Annotated in this window: 19 protein-coding genes and 1 riboswitch; of the genes, 11 read left to right on the top strand and 8 right to left on the bottom strand. The window is 35.7% G+C overall.

The genetic code is table 11. The features are described 5' to 3' along the window. Positions 1–29: 29 nt before the first annotated feature. From V8G61_RS04175 to V8G61_RS04165, 3 genes are read right to left on the bottom strand one after another with little or no spacing between them, the layout of a single operon-like run. Positions 30–590 (bottom strand): DUF4252 domain-containing protein, encoded by a 561-nt coding sequence (locus tag V8G61_RS04175; RefSeq protein ID WP_394874182.1) that lies wholly within the window; start codon positions 588–590, stop codon positions 30–32. Positions 591–639: 49 nt separating this feature from the next. After that, positions 640–1,113: a hypothetical protein gene (locus V8G61_RS04170; RefSeq protein WP_394874181.1), complete on the bottom strand. Its 474-nt coding sequence runs from the start codon at positions 1,111–1,113 to the stop codon at positions 640–642. Further along, positions 1,100–1,609, bottom strand: a complete 510-nt coding sequence (locus V8G61_RS04165) for an RNA polymerase sigma factor (RefSeq protein ID WP_394874180.1) — start codon at positions 1,607–1,609, stop codon at positions 1,100–1,102. The genes V8G61_RS04170 and V8G61_RS04165 overlap by 14 nt, the downstream gene beginning before the upstream one ends. A 141-nt stretch (positions 1,610–1,750) precedes the next feature. Between V8G61_RS04165 and V8G61_RS04160 the strand changes: the two genes are divergently transcribed. Further along, positions 1,751–3,217: a S41 family peptidase gene (locus tag V8G61_RS04160; protein WP_394874179.1), complete on the top strand. Its 1,467-nt coding sequence runs from the start codon at positions 1,751–1,753 to the stop codon at positions 3,215–3,217. A gap of 52 nt (positions 3,218–3,269) precedes the next feature. Here V8G61_RS04160 and V8G61_RS04155 read toward each other — a convergent pair whose 3' ends face one another. Then, the gene (locus V8G61_RS04155; RefSeq protein ID WP_394874178.1) at positions 3,270–5,138 is read right to left on the bottom strand and encodes a TonB-dependent receptor plug domain-containing protein; all 1,869 of its coding nucleotides are present in this window, start codon (positions 5,136–5,138) and stop codon (positions 3,270–3,272) included. A 65-nt stretch (positions 5,139–5,203) separates the two neighbouring features. Then, a riboswitch (cobalamin riboswitch) is annotated at positions 5,204–5,399 on the bottom strand. A 45-nt stretch (positions 5,400–5,444) separates the two neighbouring features. On the opposite strand from V8G61_RS04155, the gene V8G61_RS04150 reads away from it, so the two are divergent. The 9 genes from V8G61_RS04150 (at position 5,445) to V8G61_RS04110 (ending at position 11,772) form a co-directional block, all read left to right on the top strand. Next, on the top strand, positions 5,445–5,960 hold the full coding sequence (locus tag V8G61_RS04150; protein ID WP_394874177.1) for a DUF6580 family putative transport protein: 516 nt from the start codon (positions 5,445–5,447) through the stop codon (positions 5,958–5,960). Positions 5,961–6,072: 112 nt separating this feature from the next. Next, entirely contained in the window at positions 6,073–7,392 is a 1,320-nt protein-coding gene (rmuC, locus tag V8G61_RS04145; protein ID WP_394874175.1) for a DNA recombination protein RmuC, read from the top strand. A 14-nt stretch (positions 7,393–7,406) separates the two neighbouring features. Then, positions 7,407–7,952, top strand: coding sequence for an acyl-CoA thioesterase (locus tag V8G61_RS04140; protein ID WP_394874173.1), 546 nt, complete (start codon positions 7,407–7,409; stop codon positions 7,950–7,952). 192 nt (positions 7,953–8,144) lie between these two features. Further along, positions 8,145–8,963 (top strand): DUF4382 domain-containing protein, encoded by an 819-nt coding sequence (locus V8G61_RS04135; RefSeq protein WP_394874172.1) that lies wholly within the window; start codon positions 8,145–8,147, stop codon positions 8,961–8,963. A 122-nt stretch (positions 8,964–9,085) separates the two neighbouring features. Then, a complete protein-coding gene (locus V8G61_RS04130) occupies positions 9,086–9,475 on the top strand; it encodes a hypothetical protein (protein WP_394874171.1) in 390 nt (129 codons plus the stop codon). An 82-nt stretch (positions 9,476–9,557) separates the two neighbouring features. Continuing rightward, positions 9,558–10,406, top strand: a complete 849-nt coding sequence (locus V8G61_RS04125; RefSeq protein WP_394874170.1) for a DUF5777 family beta-barrel protein — start codon at positions 9,558–9,560, stop codon at positions 10,404–10,406. A gap of 12 nt (positions 10,407–10,418) precedes the next feature. Beyond that, positions 10,419–10,775 carry a hypothetical protein gene (locus V8G61_RS04120; RefSeq protein ID WP_394874169.1) on the top strand — a complete coding sequence of 119 codons (357 nt, stop codon included), beginning with the start codon at positions 10,419–10,421 and terminating at the stop codon, positions 10,773–10,775. A 47-nt stretch (positions 10,776–10,822) separates the two neighbouring features. Next, positions 10,823–11,167 (top strand): hypothetical protein, encoded by a 345-nt coding sequence (locus V8G61_RS04115; protein ID WP_394874168.1) that lies wholly within the window; start codon positions 10,823–10,825, stop codon positions 11,165–11,167. A 56-nt stretch (positions 11,168–11,223) separates the two neighbouring features. Continuing rightward, positions 11,224–11,772: a YceI family protein gene (locus tag V8G61_RS04110; protein ID WP_394874167.1), complete on the top strand. Its 549-nt coding sequence runs from the start codon at positions 11,224–11,226 to the stop codon at positions 11,770–11,772. A gap of 23 nt (positions 11,773–11,795) precedes the next feature. Here V8G61_RS04110 and V8G61_RS04105 read toward each other — a convergent pair whose 3' ends face one another. The 3 genes from V8G61_RS04105 to rpmH form a co-directional block, all read right to left on the bottom strand. Then, positions 11,796–13,982, bottom strand: a complete 2,187-nt coding sequence (locus V8G61_RS04105; RefSeq protein ID WP_394874166.1) for a T9SS type A sorting domain-containing protein — start codon at positions 13,980–13,982, stop codon at positions 11,796–11,798. Positions 13,983–14,117: 135 nt separating this feature from the next. Beyond that, positions 14,118–16,970 (bottom strand): carbamoyl-phosphate synthase large subunit, encoded by a 2,853-nt coding sequence (gene carB / locus V8G61_RS04100; RefSeq protein WP_394874164.1) that lies wholly within the window; start codon positions 16,968–16,970, stop codon positions 14,118–14,120. Positions 16,971–17,084: 114 nt separating this feature from the next. After that, a complete protein-coding gene (gene rpmH, locus V8G61_RS04095; protein ID WP_394874163.1) occupies positions 17,085–17,246 on the bottom strand; it encodes a 50S ribosomal protein L34 in 162 nt (53 codons plus the stop codon). Between the two features lie 297 nt (positions 17,247–17,543). Between rpmH and V8G61_RS04090 the strand changes: the two genes are divergently transcribed. Then, positions 17,544–18,122 carry a DUF2892 domain-containing protein gene (locus V8G61_RS04090; protein ID WP_394874162.1) on the top strand — a complete coding sequence of 193 codons (579 nt, stop codon included), beginning with the start codon at positions 17,544–17,546 and terminating at the stop codon, positions 18,120–18,122. A gap of 3 nt (positions 18,123–18,125) precedes the next feature. On the opposite strand, the gene cls is transcribed toward V8G61_RS04090, so the two are convergent. Continuing rightward, complete coding sequence (cls, locus tag V8G61_RS04085; RefSeq protein WP_394874161.1) at positions 18,126–19,583, bottom strand: cardiolipin synthase; 1,458 nt, start codon at positions 19,581–19,583, stop codon at positions 18,126–18,128. Positions 19,584–19,586 lie beyond the last annotated feature (3 nt).

Genomic DNA, 19,586 nt, shown 5'->3' with positions numbered 1-19,586 from the left:
TTATATTTTGATTGATGAAAATTTAATATTTAGCTCTTTTTATTTAATTTTTCGCCACCTGGAATATTCATCTGGTTCGTTAATTTTGAGATTTCATTAAGATCGATGTCTCCGGTAAGCGATACCACTACGGTTTCAATTTTACGTTCTTTACCGTTAATCTCTATTTTGTCATCCATTACTTTGTCAATACCATTAACAAAGATCAATAGTTCTTTTACGTGATCAGAATCTCTTCCTTCTTTAACATAAAATTTAACTTCAGTGCCCTCGTCTTTAACTTCCATAAGTTCTTCTAAAGAGCTTGCACGACCTTTTACCCATTTAGAGATATCAGCTGAAATTGATTTGTTATCGGTTACAATCGTTTTAAAACTGGTAATACTCTTTACCATATCCATGTAAGCTTTAGCTTCAGGATCATCAACATCGATACCCATTTTGGCTATCATTTGGAACATTTTTGGTTTAATGGATACAAAGGTAACATCTGGGTTATCGTTGTATTTATCAAAAATGTCACTTTGAGCTATTCCCGTTAAAGGCATTAACATGATGGCCATTACAAATACTATTAATCTATTTTTCATTGTTCTTGTTTTTAAGTTGTTGTACGATTTCATTTTTTTGATTGATTTATTACTTTTTAAAGATAATCTGGGTGGATTTTTCAAGCTCATTTAAATACCCAAGTGTTTCGGTCCCTTTGTTAACCTCTTCGAGGTATCCTACTGTTGAAGCCCCTTTATTAAAATTCTTCGATACCATGCTCATGGACTTCGAAAATGCATTGAAGGCTAACTGCGGATCTTCATAGGTGCCTAATTCCTGGCGATTTCCTGAGGTGTTGAAATAAACCCCGAGTAAAAGAACGACCACGGCTGCGACAGAAATCCACTGGTACAAATATGATTTAGTAGTTTTTAATGGAACGTCTTTAGTGAACTGCTCTTTCTTGCTTACTAAAAAATAGTCGAACATCGGTTTGTACATTTCCAAATGCGGTGCAACTGTATCACTTTGAAAATAGTTTTTTAATACTTGCTCTTCTTTGAGAGATGTCTCACCGTTCTCGTATTTTTCGAGTAACTTTTCTATATTATTTAATACCATAATTATGCGTATTAGTTAATTTTTCTCTAATTGTTTTTCGCGCTCTTGATAAGTTTACACGTACCGCTGTATTATTCATGTCCAGCATTTTTGCAATCTCATCGTAATCATATTCTTCTATGTCACGTAGTTGAATAATCATGCGCTGTTGTTCGGGCAGATCTTCTATTATGCGTGCTACCCAGTTTATACTATCCTCTAACTCAATTTGCTTTTGTAACGAGGTATTGTTGTCTTCATAATTACTGTGAACCAGTTTCAGGTTTTGAGCCTGTTTCGACTTCAACTTATCATAACAAAAGTTTTTCGTCATCGTCATCGAAAATGCTTCAACATTTTTGTAATCCTGCATTTTCGTTTTATTATTCCACAATTTCAAGAGTATTTCCTGCGTTGCATCTTCAGCTTCTTCGGTTGAGATCAATAAGCGCTTTGCTAATCGAAATACTTTATCCTTGAAAGGCATTACAATATTTAAAAACTCTGTTTGAGTCATTGCTTGGTTTGGTTTGTTCAAAAAGCCTTAATAAGGCCGTTTAATATCACGACGATTAAATATCAAAATTGTTACAAATATTTTTTAAAATGATATTTTGTAAGTATTTTTAGCTCTGGTAAATATCCCTAATAATATATAATGAAACAATTTAAAGCCCTAATTCTAATAGCATTCGTGTCGTTTTTAGCCGTAGGCTGTTTTAAAGATAACGATGATTCTCTAATCGAGATCAATTCCCTAAACGATTTTGTCTGGCAAGGTATGAATTCCTGGTATTACTGGCAGCCTAATGTTCCAGAACTGGATGACTCAAAAGATGATGACCCTAATCAGTACCGGGCCTTTTTAGATCAATTTAGTGATCCAAATTCATTATTTGAAAGTCTGCTATACCAATATGGCACTTTAGATCGATTTTCGTGGTTTGTAGAAAATTACGTGGAACAAGAGCAATCATTTCAGGGAATATCGGAATCCTTCGGTATTCGTTATCAAGCCGTACAAATAAATAATAATGGTGATGTTATACTATATTTGAATTACGTCACACCGGATTCACCGGCTGGAGACGCAGGATTTCTCCGTGGAGATATTATCAATGCTATTGATGGCACCGTATTAACTACTAATAATTTTATTAACACCATTAATAATTTAAACAATAGTACAGTAACCTTTTCATTTGTAACAGCAAGTGATGGCCAATTAAGCGCCGCGGGTGATAAAACCATCACCAAACGCCTGATATTTGATAACCCAATTTATTTGGCCAAGGTTTTTGATAATATTGAAGGAAAAAAAGTAGGCTATTTAGTTTATAATGGGTTTAGAACAGCATATAATGATGAATTGAATGCTGCCTTCGCAACCTTTAAAAATGCAGGTATTGATGAATTGATTCTTGATCTAAGGTTAAATGGTGGAGGATCGGTAGAAACATCGGCGTATTTAGCCAGCATGGTCAATGCCAGTGCCGGTGAAGGGGTATTTGCAGCACTTAAATTCAACACCAAGCATACAAACGAAGATGGTGCCTATTATTTAAGTAATACCTTAAACGTGTATGATTCTAACTTTAATAAAACCGGAACTGAGACAATCAACCGTTTAACGACTTTGAATCAGCTTTATATATTAACCTCCGGCGGCACTGCCTCGGCAAGTGAGATGGTAATTAATGGACTTAAAGCTTATATGCCGGTGAAACTTATTGGTACAACAACATTCGGTAAAAATGTGGGTTCTATCACCCTTTATGATTCACCGGGTTCAGATTATCTCGACAGAAATACTGCTAATTCATCGCATTTAAACGCTATGCAACCCATAGTATTTACAATTTTTAATAAGAATGGACAAAGCGATTATACAATGGGCTTTAATCCAGATATTGAAATTAAAGAATTTCAGTATTGGGATACTATTTTGCCTTTTGGAGATATAAATGAAATTGTTTTGAAAACAGCTCTTGACGATATTCGGGGTTATGTCACTAAAGGAGCTCCCAGTAAGCTGGGCACAGAAGCAGAATCTATGGAAGTTGTTCCTGATAAATTTCAAAATGAAATGTATATCAGTCCAGAGTTTCTGAAACAATATCAATAAAACTTAAAAAAAGGCACTAGTAATTAGCGCCTTTTTTAATTGGATTATATTATTACAGATAAATATTAAGTCCTAAATTAAAATTTCTTCCTCTGGTTGTAAACCCTAAAATTTCGATATAATCTTCATTTAATAGATTGGTAACCGATACGAAAGCCTTTAATTTATTGTTTAAAAACCTATGGCTGAAGTACACATCGAATAAAGTGAACGACTTCAGGTCGATATTCTGAAAGGTTGAAAAATCAAGATCTGATCTGGATCCAACGTATTGAAAGCTTGCAGAAGCATAGGTGTTTTTTGAAAAGTCATATCCTAAATTCAGATTTGCTTTATGCTTTGGTACTCTTAATCGCACGGCATCTTTCACTTCCGTAAATGTATAGTTAGCGTTAATACTTAGGTCTTTAATGATATCAACTTCAAACTCAAATTCTAAACCTTGGACAGTAGCTTCACCGGAGGCATTTTCATATTGTGACGTATAAATAATGGTGTTTTTTTCATTTCTATTGAAGAATAACCCGCTCATCTTTAATCCTTGTTTGGAGTTATATTCTAAACCGCCTTCCAAAGTGATATTTTCCTCAGGCTGAAGATCTGGGTTAGGTCCAAAAAAGCCATAAAGCTGTGATAAGTTAGGAGCAATGAATGAGGTTGCGTAAGACCCGAAAACCTTCGCATAACCCTTATTTAAATCTATTTTGTAAGATGGATTTACACTGTAAACCAAGTGACTACCATAGGCACTATGATTGTTAAGTCGTGTTCCGGCATTGATGTTAAGTCCAAAATCCGAAACGTATACCAAATTCAAATACGGATCCGTTGTGGTGTAGTTTTCCTCTTTATTGTATTCTGCCTTATAATCGCCATAGTTTAATCCTACGATCGTATAAAACGTGTCATCAATTATATATTTATTAAAAACATCAACTACAAAACTGTTCGCATCATTAATGGTTGAAAAACTGGATATAGTTTCCCGGTGTATTTTTGTAAAAGCCGCATTGATCTGCAGCACCCCATTTTGGTACTCAAATTTTGGTGCAAGTGCAACACGTCCTTGTTCCGAGCTGTATTTGTCGTCTGTATCGGCCAGGCTAAAACTTGGTGGTGGGTAACCATCAATATCCGTTTTAAACTTATCATAACTACCAAATACGGTTAACGATAAAGCTTTATTGAAAGCATATCCTAATTTTAAATTCGTATTGAATCTGGAAAATGGATCACTCTCCGCATTTTGACCATCGGCAGCCGAGAGTCCACCTGCATAATGGTTACCGAAACCAGCCAGATACTTTAATTTATCAGCTGTACCACTAATCGCCACATTATTTCTAAAGCTGTTAATGCTATTACCCGAATCATCTTGAGATTGGTTGGTTCCTATGACCGACAGAAAATTGCCGGATAAGGTTTCTTCTGACGGTTTTTTGGTAGTAATATTGATTACAGCCGTTGCTGCAGCATTCCCGTAAAGGGTACTAGCAGCCCCCTTAATAATTTCAATGGATTCAATGGTATTTAGATCTAATAAGCGCAGATCAAAATCGTTGCTTACCAACGAAGGATCATTCACCTGAATACCATCTATAAGGATTAATACCTGCCGGTTATTTCCACCACGAACAAAATAGCCCAGGTTTTGACCTTGGACACTACGACTACCATTGATCTCTATACCGCTTTTGGTATTAATGAGCTCGGAGACGGTTTTACCCTGATTTCTTTGAATGTCATCAGAGGTAATTTTAATAACAGTTTTTCCTGAATTTTCACGTTTTAAAGCAAATCGTGAATCGGTAATGACAACTTCATCAAGTTGTTGAACATTGGTTGAGTCGATCTGTTGTGAGAAACCATGTAAGGTTACCCCAAACAAAACCGCACCAAAAATCTTTGTTTTTTTGGTCATTTTAATTTTAATTGCTCGAGAATCGCATGGATTAGCATACGCAAACTTTTATCCCGAAAGTTTAACTTCATTGTTTTGAATATGGCAGGTCTCCTGACTTGCGTCTTCATGTTGGTCTTCCCAAAGAAAAATCTTCAGTGACTTTGAAGTGTAACATGAAGCGTTATAACTTACAGTTGCGGGAACAGTTCCGGAATTTCACCAGATTCCCTTTTAATTCTTCCGCGGAAAGCGGAAAAAACCAAAATTCGCTGTAAAATTAAAAATCTATTTTATATTTCATAGTTAAATCAAATAATATTACTTTTGAAGTATCAAAAAATAACCGAAAAGGCTATGCTTAATAAAAAACAAATCGTTTTACTTTTATTTATTTTGGTGGCAGCTATCATCCGCCTTTTTCCTCATTTACCTAATGTTACACCCATAACAGCTATGGCGTTATTCTCAGGTGTTTATTTTTCAAATAAAAAGTTAGCGTTTGCAGCACCATTATTAGCCATGGCGATTTCTGATATATTTTTAGGGTTCCACACTATTTCTATTTTTGTTTATGCAGCATTTGTGTTGGTTGGTATTATTGGCATGACCTCTAAAAAAATGAGTTTTACAAGTATATTACTTTCCAGTATAAGCTTTTTTATTATTACCAATTTTGGAGTTTGGCTCATTGGTTACCCCAAGACTTTAGATGGTCTTATTGAATGTTACACCCTGGCTATTCCTTTTTTCAGAAATTCATTGATTGGCGATTTCTTTTATGCTGCTGTCATGTATTTTAGTTTTGAATTTGTTTCAAAAAAATATTTGCAAACAGCATAACCAATTATACTTTAGCGTCTTTTCTGGATTAATATTTGTTGAAAATTAGCCCGTTATTTTCATAAGCTGCTTCGTTTAAAAATTTTATCTTTGGATAAACTTCAAATTTTAAATGAACGACAGTATTATTCTTATTCTGGCCATTCTAATATCCGGAGGTATCGGTGCCTTCGTTGGCTTCACGATAAGCAAACTAAAAAGTAAAAGCAATCAGAGTGCTTTACAAGAGCGTCTTACCCAGCTACAGATCAGTTACGAGGAATTAAAGAACACATTGGATAAGCTTTCACTTGAGCGTGATGCAATCCGTCAGGAAAAGGAAACATTGAGTGCTGAGCTGGTAAGAAAACATGCCGACTTCGATCATTTAAAACAAAAGAACGAAGAACAAAAAGCCGAAGTTGAAAAGCTGCAGGAAAAATTTACCAAGGAGTTTGAGAATTTAGCGAATAAGATCCTTGATGAAAAATCCACGAAGTTCACCAATCAGAATAAAGAAAATCTAGATGCAATATTAAAGCCGTTGCAGGAGAAAATTCAGCATTTTGAAAAACGGGTTGAGGAAACCAATAAAGAAGATATTAATCGAAGTGCTGATCTACGTCGTCAAATTCTTGGTTTGAAAGAGCTCAATGAACAAATGAGCAAAGAAACCGTGAATCTGACCAAGGCCTTAAAAGGCGATACCAAAATGCAGGGAAATTGGGGAGAATTGGTTTTGGAGCGCGTTTTAGAGCGTAGTGGTCTGCAAAAAGATAGTGAATATTTTATTCAGAGAAGTTTTACCACAGATGATGGCAAACGTGTGATGCCCGATGTGATCATTCACCTGCCGGGTGACAAAAAACTTATTGTAGATTCTAAGGTATCGCTGGTGGCTTATGAAAGATACATCAATGAAGTTGAAGAGGTCGATAGATCTTCATACCTAAAAAATCATGTGATCTCCGTTAAAAAACGCGTAAGTGAATTGGCTGAAAAAAATTATCACCAGCTTTACGAAATGGAGAGCCCTGATTTTGTTTTGCTTTTTATCCCCATTGAATCAGCCTTTGCCATTGCATCCATGGAATATCCTAATTTATATGGTGATGCTTTCGATAAGAATATAATCATTGTAACCCCAACAACCTTATTGGCCGTATTAAAAACGATCGACAGCATGTGGCAAAATGAAAAACAAAAGGCCAATGCCATTGAAATTGCTACTCAGGCAGGACGTTTGTACGATTCATTTGTGAACCTTACGGATGAACTCATAAAAGTGGGAAACCAAATAGGAACGGTAAAAAAATCCTATGATAGTGCCATGGTGAAACTTACCGGGAAAGGCAACCTTATAACACGGGTTGAAAAACTTAAAACCCTAGGCGCCAAAGCGAGTAAACAACAAAATGAAAAGCTTTTAAAACGCGCCGAAGACAATGATTAATCAAATATCAATCCATGTACAAGCACAGTTCTGAATCTCAAATTACCATTACCCAACTCATGCTCCCCTCCCACTCAAATTTTAGCGGTAAAATTCATGGTGGTTTTGTCCTCAACTTGATGGACCAAATTGCTTTCGCCTGCGCCTCTAAACATTCACAACATTATTGTGTTACCGCCTCTGTAAATCGTGTTGATTTTTTAAATCCAATTGATGTCGGTGAATTGGTGACACTGAAAGCTTCTGTAAATTTTACCGGAAGAACGTCCATGGTGATTGGTGTTCGGGTAGAATCTGAAAACATCCAGACAGGAAAGAAAAAACATTGCAACTCATCTTACTTTACTATGGTGGCCAAAGATGATACGGGTAAAAATGTTCCCGTTCCAGGATTAATTTTGAGAACGAAACAAGACGTTCGTCGGTATACCCGAAGTATTGCGCGCCAGGAACATGCTAAAAATCGGAGTAATGCCTTTGACGCTTCTGAATTTAAGGTAGAGCAGCATTTGAAATCATTAGAACAACACAATGTCAAGTTAGATTTGGCGACTAAATAAAATTAAGGTTTCAAGAGTAAACAATTGCTATCCAAAAATTTAACACGCCATCGATTTAATAAATTTGTTAAATGATGTTAAAATTTTAAATTTTTCAGTACTTGTGCTAGGAGTTTACGCTTTTAAACTGTTTTATAATAAAACAGCCTAAGTGTTGTTATTATATTAAATCACTAAAAAAACCCAAAACAAATGAATTTAAAAAAATTAAAATCCTACGGCCTCATATGTTTGGCCCTAAGCGTTTTTGCAATTAATCAAAGTTGTAGTAACAGTAATGACTCCGCATCGCGAATACAGATCAAAATGGTAGACGCCCCTGGAGATTATGAGCAGGTTAATGTTGAAATTATTGATGTGCAATACAATCTTACCGACAATGAAGCGGGTTGGCAAAGTTTTACACCTTCAGAAGGGTATCCTATTAATGTTGATTTAACTCAGCTAGTAGCTGGAAACAGTTTGATTCTCGCAGATCAGATCGTTCCGGCGGGAATGATGCACCAAATCCGTTTGGTTTTAGGAGAAAACAACACCCTTAAACTTGAAGGTGATGATAATTTGATCTCGCTGGATACCCCTAGTGCTATGCAATCCGGATTAAAACTAAACTTAAATACGACATTGGAGGGCGGATTTACCTATACCTTTATCCTAGACTGGGTAGTTAGCGAATCGATAGTAGCGGCTGGTTCTACTGGTATGTACAACTTAAAACCCGTTATCAAAGTGAATGCAGAGGTTAGCTCTGGATCTATAAGTGGTCTCGTTGTTGATGAAACAGAAACCGCCATTGGCGAAATCACGGTAAAACTTTATGACTCCAATAACGAATTAGTAACAGATACCATGACGGATATGGAAGGTAATTTCCTTTTTCAAGGTATTGCCGGAGGTTCCTACATTATAAAAATAGTCGCGGATGGTTATGACGAATTCAATGCTGAAACTGAAGTTACAGTAGGAGAAATTACAGATGCAGGAATCCTTAGTTTGACACCGGCACCATAACATTAATAATAGACAAAAGGAATAAACCTGGGCTTTAAGGCTGGATTTTTAACCATATCCTACCTTAAAGCCCCATTTTTTATTTTTTTTGACTTATTTTTATGAGAACAACACCAAGTCGAATGAAAACCATAAAAAACAAATTACTCATATTAATAGTTATAATCTTACTTTGTTTTGTAGGTTATAAATATGTTTATCAAGATCATAGAAATATTGAGACGGAAAAAGCTGCATTCATTTTAAGTACGAAAGAGTTGTTTACCGATTTTTCTGTAGATGAAGGAAAAGCCGAAAGAAAATATCTCAACCAAACCATATTAGTTACAGGAAAGGTGATCTCAAGTGACGAGATCAGCATTTCTTTAGATGGAAACGTTTTTTGTCAGTTTTCAGACAGTCTCGAGTTACAACCCGAACCTGGTAAAACAATAAAAATTAAAGGGCGATTTATTGGTTATGACGATCTTCTGGAGGAAATAAAACTGGATCAGTCAAATATAATCGATTAATTTACAGTAGCCTAGATAACAAAAAGATTCAGAGCACCAACGATTTGCCGATATTTTATTATTTTTAAATAAACTTACACCTATGAGACTCCTTTTAATTATAACATTTCTAATTCCTACCTTCCTTTTCGCCCAAGATGATCTTTTGGATGAAATTGATACAGACTCTATTGGTACGCAATATGCCACGGCGGCTTTTAAAGGTTTGAAAATTGTAAATTTTGAATCCACCAAACTAGTAGCCAAAGGAGATTTTACGTTTATTGTCGCTCACCGTTTTGGAAGTCTTAAGGATGGATTTGACACCTTTTTTGGTTTGGATGCAGCCGTGACCCGATTGAATTTTATTTTTGGAGTTTCGGACGGTTTGAATTTTGGAGTTTCGAGAAGTTCTTATCAAAAAATCTATGAGTTTTCAACTAAATACAGACTCTTACGACAAGCAAAAAATGGTTTCCCTGTTACCGTTGTAGGTTTTAATGAAGTACTAATAAACACAGGTCTGAGTAAGGATAATTTACCCGGTCTAGAATTTAAAAACCGATTAACCTACGCCGCGCAATTATTGATATCCAGAAAAGTGAATGATAAATTCACTGTTGAAATAGCACCAACTTTTTATCATGAAAATTATGTAGCCTTTGACGACCAGGAGAACTCTCAATATGCTTTAGGCCTTGGTGCCCGGTATAAATTAGGAAAACGTTGGTCTCTTAATGCAGACTATGGCTGGCATCTTAATAGAGCGGAGTCATCCCCATATAAAAACCCATTATCCATAGGCGTCGATTTGGAAACAGGAGGACATGTTTTCCAAATGCATTTTACAACAGCACAGGGGATGAATACAAATACATTTCTTGGTCAAGCTTCCGGCGACTGGGGCAATGGTGATATATTTTTTGGATTCAACCTAAGTCGAACATTTTAACCTGCAATCATTATGAAAAAGATTTTATTACTTTTAATAACCCTAATATTTTTAAATTGTGCTAACGACAGCATAAGCGATCTAACAGATACAAGTCCATTACCTACAGTTGTTACCTATGTAAATGATGTAAAACCGATAATTGATTCGAATTGCATCAGTTGCCATGGTAACACACCCGTTAATGGTGCCAGTATTTCTTTATTAACCTATAGCCAGGTAAGAAGTGCGGTTGAAAACAACGACCTCATTGGTAGGATAAGTACAACACAACCAAGTTATTTAATGCCCAAAGGTGGTCCCCAATTACCACAAAATCTAATCGATACTGTTATAAAATGGCAAACCGACGGATTTCAAGATAATTAAAAAAAAACCAAACGTAAAAAGTTATGAAAAATTTAAAACTCCTTTCGATGATTACAATGGCAGTAATCCTGTTTAGTTGTTCGGGTGATAGCGCCCCTTCTGACAATAGCAATCCCGATCCTACACCTGATCCGGATCCAACAGTCAAAGTTACTTACAATGATGATATTCAATCTGTAGTATCTGCAAATTGTACGTCTTGTCATGGTAATCCCACTACCAATAGTGCACCAATGTCTTTAGTTACTTACGATCAGGTTAAAAATAATATTGATATCATAATCTCTCGTGTTAACAGTTCTGCCAACCCAATGCCTCCAACAGGACAATTGCCGACAGCAACCCGGAGTTTATTTCAGCAGTGGAAGGATGGTGGTTTATTAGAAAATTAAGGGGATTGAATTCCTTAAAATAACTTTGGTCCATTTATTGATCAGCTTTAAATATTATGAAAGCAATAGTCATTTTTTACCTTCTATTTATTTGTTTTTTCGCGAACTCACAAAATAAGTTCCTTACCAAAACAGGTGAGGTTATCTTTGAAGCATCTGTGCCTAGTTTTGAGGAAGTAAAAGCAGATAACAAAGCTGTTACCGCCATAATAAATACTGAAAATGGAGAATTTGCCAGTCTTATTCTGGTCAAAGGATTTCGGTTCAAAAATGCTTTGATGGAAGAGCACTTTAATGAGAACTATGCTGAATCAAATAAGTATCCAAAAGCTACTTTTAAAGGTGTAATTGACGATTTTGATGTTTCTGAATTATCGAATGATGTCATCCATAAAACGATCCATGGCACCATGACCTTTCATGGACAAAGTAAGAAGCTTGACGACGTTAAATTAAGCCTTTCAAAAAAAGGAAATAGCATTTTTATGACTGGGAATTTTATGATGAAAGCTTCAGATTATAACATTGAAATCCCAAAGATAGTTAGCAACAAAGTTACCAACGAGGTCCAGGTCGATTTTGAGTTTCAATTGATTAAAAATTAGGATTCAAAATCTTTAGTTACGTTTTAATTTTTTAGAAATTTCCCTGTAAAAACGCTATCATTAGTCTGCACTTGGATAATGTATAAGCCACTTGTTAAAGGAGAAACATCTAATTGCTTTACAGAGGTTTTTAAACGTAAAACGCTTTGACCACGAATGTCAAAAATATTATAGGTTATTTCTGATGATGATGTCTTCATAGAAATATTTAGAATATCATTTGTGGGATTCGGAAAAAGCTTAACGTTATTATTTACTTGAAATTCTTGATCAGAAAGGCTCGAAGTCACAATAACACTATAGTCATCTGCACGTTGTCCTCTAGTATTTCCGCATTTATTAACAGGATCTAGGTATGAAGAAACAACACGCATTCTCAACGCTTCATTGGTAACGGCATCAGCAGGAGTATCTACCAAAGCCACTGCCTGATGTGCCCCTGGATTAGTTTCTAAAGCGCTATCCGATAAAACCAATTCATTGATATTATTACTATTCAATTCATCGAAAGTTCCACTGTTATCCCAATCGATCCATACTTCCAAATACTGTCCGGCTCCATCAAGTGATTCATAGGACACCTCCAAATTATTTGAAGAATTTTGAGAAATAGTTGTAAAATGACTACATGTATAATCTTCAAGAGCATTTGAAGGAATATAACCCGATGTTTGATTATTTAAGGTATTGTATGTGATGCTTCTTACACCAAAATCATAGTTATTGTTTTTTCTATTACTGGATAAATTACATGCCGTAATAGGACTTTCATTAACAGACATTCCATTTTCCAGAGTATATGATGAAGTTCCTTTGGAGTTGGTAATTTCTAAAGTAATGTCGTAAACTCCCATATTATTAAAAGTTACGGTTGGATTTTGTAGCGTTGAAGTGTAAGGAGAATCTACCCCATTATCGAAGGTCCAATTAAATGAAACGTTGTTGAATCCTTCATTAGTAAAAGATTTTGGTACATTTCCCGATTCATCTGTGAATTTTATGGTATTACCAATACAAGTGCTTGTAGCAGGTGCTGAAAATGCAACTATCGGTGAAGCAGTAGCCTCCAAAGCAGGACTCGTTAAAAAAGAGGAACGAGTATTTAGCAAAGCATTTTGGGCAACAGCGCGCTGCCCTCCTGTAAACTCAGAAGCACATCGCGTATAATCCATATAATTATGAATATGATCCTGATGTGTTCCGGAATTTCGGATAAATCCAGTATCAGGGTTTATAACCTGATTGAAAGAGGGATCGCAGGAATTGACCTCTGTATTACCACATTTACCATAAACTGAAGAACCAAGTGACAAAGAATTTTGGTGTGCAGGGGTATCATCAATACCATCATTGTCACCGGTAGGGCAACTGTAAGTATCCGTGTCAGAATCGTAATCTTTATCAAAGGTATGTGGTAAATTAAACCCATGACCTAATTCATGAGCTGATATGTAAGAATTAGAATTCGCAAAAGCACAAGATTGCATTACAGCACCGTCTCGAGGGTTTCCATGCGCATTGGCAGTATAGGCATATCCAATCGTTTTAATGCCGTTGCTACTACAATTTTTTCCGTCAATTTTATTAACGAGCCAGATATTATAAAATTTCGAGGTATCCCAACCAGCATATTCCTTAAGTGAGTTGATTGCTGGATCTGCATTATATTCAACCAGACCCTGCGTTCCAAGAAATACACCATTGGCGACGTAGTCACTTTCAAAACTCATATCCACACGATTGATACCATTAGTAGATTGTCCACTTTCATCCTGAATGGCGAGTACAAATTCGATCCGCATATCAACACCTTCACCAAACCCATTGGTTCCTTCCAGTTTTCGAAATGTATTATTTAAGATCTGTAGTCCCTTTAGAACATCATCATGTGACATATTGGATCCAACGCCTATTGGCTCACCCACATGCATAACATGTACCACTACCGGAATTTTGTATATGGTATTGGATGATAATTTTTGTTTACTAATTTTATTTATGCTTTCTCGGTTTTTGAGAAAGTGCTCCTTGTAAACCGGGTCCGAATTCATGAGACGTTCGTGAACGATGCTGGAGCCGCAGACTTCAGGAGGTAATTCCTGAGTGTTTTGATTGGAAATTATTCCTGAAAATGTGGTTTGACAATTTGCATAAAAACAAATAAAAAGGAAAATAAATAGGGTATTGAGGGTAATACTCGTAGGTTTCATGAAGTAAGGGATTTGGTTCAGCTAAGATAAAATTCTTTTTAAAAAACCCTCTAAAAAAGCGATTAAAAGACCTGAAAACCTGCGCTTTATCGAAATAATCATAAAAAAAACCGCTTTCCAGCGGCTTTTTTATTTTTATTTACTTAGGTACATTTTACGTCTAGAATATAAATCGTAAAATTCATCATCCTTCAAGCTATCTATAAACAAGATACTTTCCCCGGTACTTTTCATTTCTGGTCCTAGTTGTTTATTCACATTAGGAAACTTATTAAATGAGAATACAGGTTGTTTTATTGCGTAACCTTCGAGTTGAGGATTAAAATTGAAATCCTTAATTTTCTTTTCACCCAGCATGAGTTTAGTAGCATAATTCACATATGGTTCACCATAAGCTTTAGCAATAAACGGCACTGTTCTAGACGCTCTTGGGTTAGCCTCAATTATATATACCATATCGTCTTTTATAGCGAACTGTATATTTATTAAACCAACCGTATTTAAAGCCAAGGCAATCTTCTTGGTATGATCTTTAATTTGCTGTAAAACGAACTCACCTAGATTGAATGGTGGTAGCGTGGCATTACTGTCTCCCGAGTGAATACCGCAAGGTTCAATATGTTCCATGATACCTATAATATAAACCTCCTCACCATCACAAATAGCATCGGCTTCAGCTTCAATAGCGCCTTCCAAATAATGGTCTAACAACAATTTATTATTTGGAATTTTTTGCAGTAAATCAACTACATGCTCTTCAAGATCTTTTTTGTTGATTACAATTTTCATACCCTGACCACCCAACACGTAAGATGGTCTTACAAGAATTGGGAAGTCTAGCTTATCGGCCACAGCAAGGGCTTCGTCAGCGGTTTCTGCCGTATCGAATTGCGGGTAAGGAATATTATTTTCTTTCAATAAGGTTGAAAAACTTCCACGATCTTCAGCAAGATCTAAAGATTCGAAGCTGGTTCCTATAATTTTAACGCCATATCGTGACAATTTCTCGGCAAGCTTTAAGGCTGTTTGTCCTCCTAACTGAACAATAACGCCTTCCGGTTTTTCGTGTTTGATGATATCATAGATATGTTCCCAGAATACCGGCTCAAAGTATAATTTATCAGCAGTATCAAAATCTGTAGAAACAGTTTCTGGGTTACAGTTGATCATGATCGTTTCATAACCACATTCAGCTGCGGCTAAAACACCATGAACACAACAGTAATCAAACTCTATACCCTGTCCGATTCGGTTAGGACCCGAACCCAGAACAACAATTTTCTTTCTATTGGTAACAATACTTTCGTTTTGAGAAAACCGCTCTCCATCAGCAGTTTCCATATCACTTTCAAAAGTAGAATAATAATAAGGCGTTTTTGCTTCAAATTCAGCGGCGCAGGTATCTACCAATTTATAGACCCTGTTAACATTAAGTTCTTCTCGCTTGTTGTACACTTCACTTTCAAAACAGTCTAACATATGTGCTATCTGACGATCACCAAAACCTTTCTGTTTTGCTTCCAGTAACAATTCTTTTTCAATAGTATCAATAGTGAAGGTGGAAATTTCCTTTTCTAAGAAATATAATTCTTCAAATTGTTTTAAGAACCACATATCGATCTTGGTGATCTCATGAATTCTGGATAAAGGAATACCCATTTTTATGGCATCATGAATTATAAAAACGCGATCCCATGAAGCATAGGTTAGTTTTTCTATGATCTGATCGTAATTTTTATTTTCCTTGCCATCGGCTCCTAAACCATTTCGCTTGATCTCAAGCGATTGGGTTGCTTTGTGCAAGGCTTCCTGGAAAGAACGGCCAATGCCCATTACCTCACCAACAGATTTCATTTGTAGACCCAATTGACGATCGGATCCTTCAAATTTATCAAAATTCCAACGTGGAATCTTAACGATCACATAGTCTAAAGTAGGCTCAAATAATGCCGATGTAGATTTCGTGATCTGGTTATTTAATTCATCAAGATGATATCCTAATGCCAATTTAGAGGCCACTTTAGCAATCGGGTATCCTGTTGCTTTACTCGCCAAGGCAGAGGAACGCGATACACGCGGGTTGATCTCAATAGCAATAATATCTTCTTTTTCATCCGGAGACACTGCAAACTGAACATTACACCCTCCGGCAAAATCTCCAATACTACGCATCATATGAATTGCCATATCTCGCATGCGCTGGTAGGTTCTATCGCTTAAGGTCATTGCAGGTGCTACCGTAATGGAATCTCCTGTGTGAATCCCCATAGGATCCATGTTTTCAATGGAACATATGATTACCACATTATCATTGGAATCCCGAAGTAACTCTAACTCATATTCTTTCCATCCAATCAATGCTTTGTCAATCATAACCTCATGAATTGGTGACTCCTCCAATCCTCGGGTTAATAATTCATCAAAATCTTCTTCTCTATACACAAAAGAAGCTCCAGCCCCACCAAGTGTAAAGGACGCTCTGATAACCAAGGGGAAACCAAACCTTTGGGCAATCTCTTTACCCTTCAAATAAGATGTTGCTGTTGCCTGAGGCGCCATGGGAATGCCAATCTTGAGCATGAGTTCTCTAAACTTCTCTCGATCCTCGGTAATATTTATTGCATCGATATCTACACCAATAATTTCAACACCAAAATCTTCCCAAATACCTTTTCCATCAGCTTCAATACAGAGGTTTAGAGCTGTTTGTCCACCCATTGTTGGCAACACAGCATCAATTTGAGGATGTTCCTTCAGTATTTTTATAATGGATTTTGTAGTTAATGGTAATAAATAAACGTGGTCGGCCATAGACGGGTCGGTCATAATCGTTGCCGGATTTGAATTGATCAAAACTGTCTCGATACCATCCTCACGAAGAGATCGCAAGGCCTGAGACCCGGAATAATCGAATTCACACGCTTGTCCAATTATAATCGGACCAGAACCAATAATTAAAATAGATTTAAGTTTAGAATTTTTCGGCATTTTATTTGTTAATATAGGTTGTCGTTAAAATTGATACAAAAATAGTAATCACTAGATATAAAAAAAGGCGTTACCATTAAGTAACACCTTTATATTATCAACAATTGTTAATCATTATTTCTTATGTCTTGGATCAGATGACACAGATAATCTCTTTCTACCTTTAGCTCTTCTACGTGCTAAAACTTTTCTACCATTAGCAGAAGCCATTCTCTCTCTAAAACCATGCTTGTTTCTTCGCTTTCTTTTTGAAGGCTGAAATGTTCTTTTACTCATTATCTTATATCTTTAATATCTGAAATTTACTTTACAATATAGCTTCCCTGAAACTGTGGGCAAATATACAAAGCCTTTTTAATTTGACAAACGATATTTTAAAAATATTTTTAGATCTGTTTTACATCTCTTTTAGATGGTTTAAACACTGATTTTAATAGTGTTTTTAGGTATTGGATTCTTGATTTTCAATAGCTCTTTTTACATAAAAATTTAGTTTCTTTGCAGTGTAGAACGACGAAGTAGTGCGATTTGAGGAAGAACTGCTTCACAATTTAATAAAATTTAAGACATATTATGTACAATAAAATTTTCAAACTCATTATTGCGGTTGCTATTATAGCCTATGCTATTTACGAATTTAGTGAAGGTTTCATTGGTAATGGTATCATGTATATTTTACTATCCGGAATTTTTATATTTCTTTATTTTAAGAATGAATTCATTTTATTGGCTTTTTTGAGGCTGCGTAAACAAGATTTTGAAGGTGCTAAGAAGTGGTTAAGTAAAATAAAGAAACCAGAAACTGCTTTGGTAAAAAAACAGCAGGGCTATTATTACTATTTACATGGCATTATGGTTTCTCAAACCAACATGAATGAAGCCGAAAAATATTTCAAGCAAGCCGTTGCTCTTGGTTTAAATATGAAGCACGATATGGCTATGGCTAAACTTAACTTAGCCGGAATCGCCTTTTCCAAACGTCGCAAGCAAGAAGCCAAAATACTACTTTCAGAGGCCCAGAAGTTGGATAAACAAGGGATGCTTGCCGATCAAATCAAAATGATGAAGGAAAATATGAAACGTGCACAAATGCCAAATCAGCATTTTGGTGCCGGAGCTTCAATTAGAGCCCAAAAACGTCGTGGTAAATAATACCTAAATAAGTGTAGACCACAATCTGCAAAAAGACTCTAATAGCCTCGTTGACTTAGACCGGTTTTGGTGGGTGGTATAATCCATTTCTCTACAGTGTTTTAAATCCGTTAAAAAATCAGATTTAAAATGCGCTGCTTTATCTGGGTTATAAACCATTACATTAATTTCAAAATTTATATTGAAACTTCGGTAATCCATATTGGTGGTTCCTGTTGATGCGAAAGTATCGTCTACTACTATGGTTTTCGCATGTAAAAATCCCTTTTCATACTTATAAACCTTCACTCCTGCTCTTAGTAAGGTTTCTAAATAGGAATCGGAGGCCTTCATGACTACCCAAGAATCTGATTTTAGCGGAACCATTAAACGTACATCAATACCACTTTTTGCTGCAATCTCCATAGCCGTCATAATTTGCTCGTTAGGCACAAAATAAGGTGTCGCGATATACACATATTTTTTAGAAGTTACGATAGCAGTAAAAATGGCCTCCATAATGTTTGGCCTGTCAGAATCTGGTCCGCTAGCTGCTATTTGAAGTGCCACAAGCGGCTCTTTAACCATGTTTTCCGGGAAGAAATCCTGATAAACTTTCATATCTTCATCAGATACAAAATCCCAGGTAGTTAAAAAATGAATTTGTAATGAATTCACCGCTTCACCCTCCATACGTAAATGTGTATCCCTTAAAAAAACTTCTGAATTTTCACTATTCCTATAGTTGTCTGAAATATTGATTCCACCTACATATCCTATTTTCCCATCGATTATTGCAATTTTTCGGTGATTTCTGTAATTCATTTTTCCGGTAAACCTCGGAAAAAAAACAGGCATGAAGGGATGATGTAAAACTCCTGATTGGGATAGCCTATTTTTCATTTTTTTTGAAATTGAACTTCCCACATCATCATAAATCAATCGCACCTCTATACCATTTTCAGCTTTTAAACAAAGGATATTTAAAATTTCCTCACCAATAACATCATCTTTTATAATGTAGTATTCCAAATGAATGTGATTCTCGGCATTTTTTAAATCCGCAATTAAGGCATCAAACTTAGCTTTTCCGTTTTTTAATATCTCTAAATTATTATTTAGGGTTAATGGAAAAACGGGATTTGAGTTTAAGAACTTTGCAACGGCCTTTTGTTCGCCTAAAACATCACAAAAGTCTTCTATATCTTTTGAATTAACTTTCAGTTCCTTCTGAATGGATTTAACTACACTTTTATTTAAAATGTGCTTTTTATTGAAAATTTTATTCTTTCGATAATCTTGTCCGAATAAATAATAAACTACAATTCCTAGAAAAGGGAAAAACACCAACACAATAACATATGTTAATGTTCTATTTGGATTCGAATTCTTGAGTAAAATAGAAATAACAGCGCTAACTACTATGATGTAGTTCACAAGGAGTAATACATACCAGTAGTTTTCAATAAATAGCGCTACCATAGT

This window comes from Gaetbulibacter sp. M240 (genome assembly GCF_043876815.1).
In the GTDB taxonomy this organism is placed as follows: domain Bacteria; phylum Bacteroidota; class Bacteroidia; order Flavobacteriales; family Flavobacteriaceae; genus Gaetbulibacter_A.
This window is presented reverse-complemented; position numbering and strand designations above follow the sequence as displayed.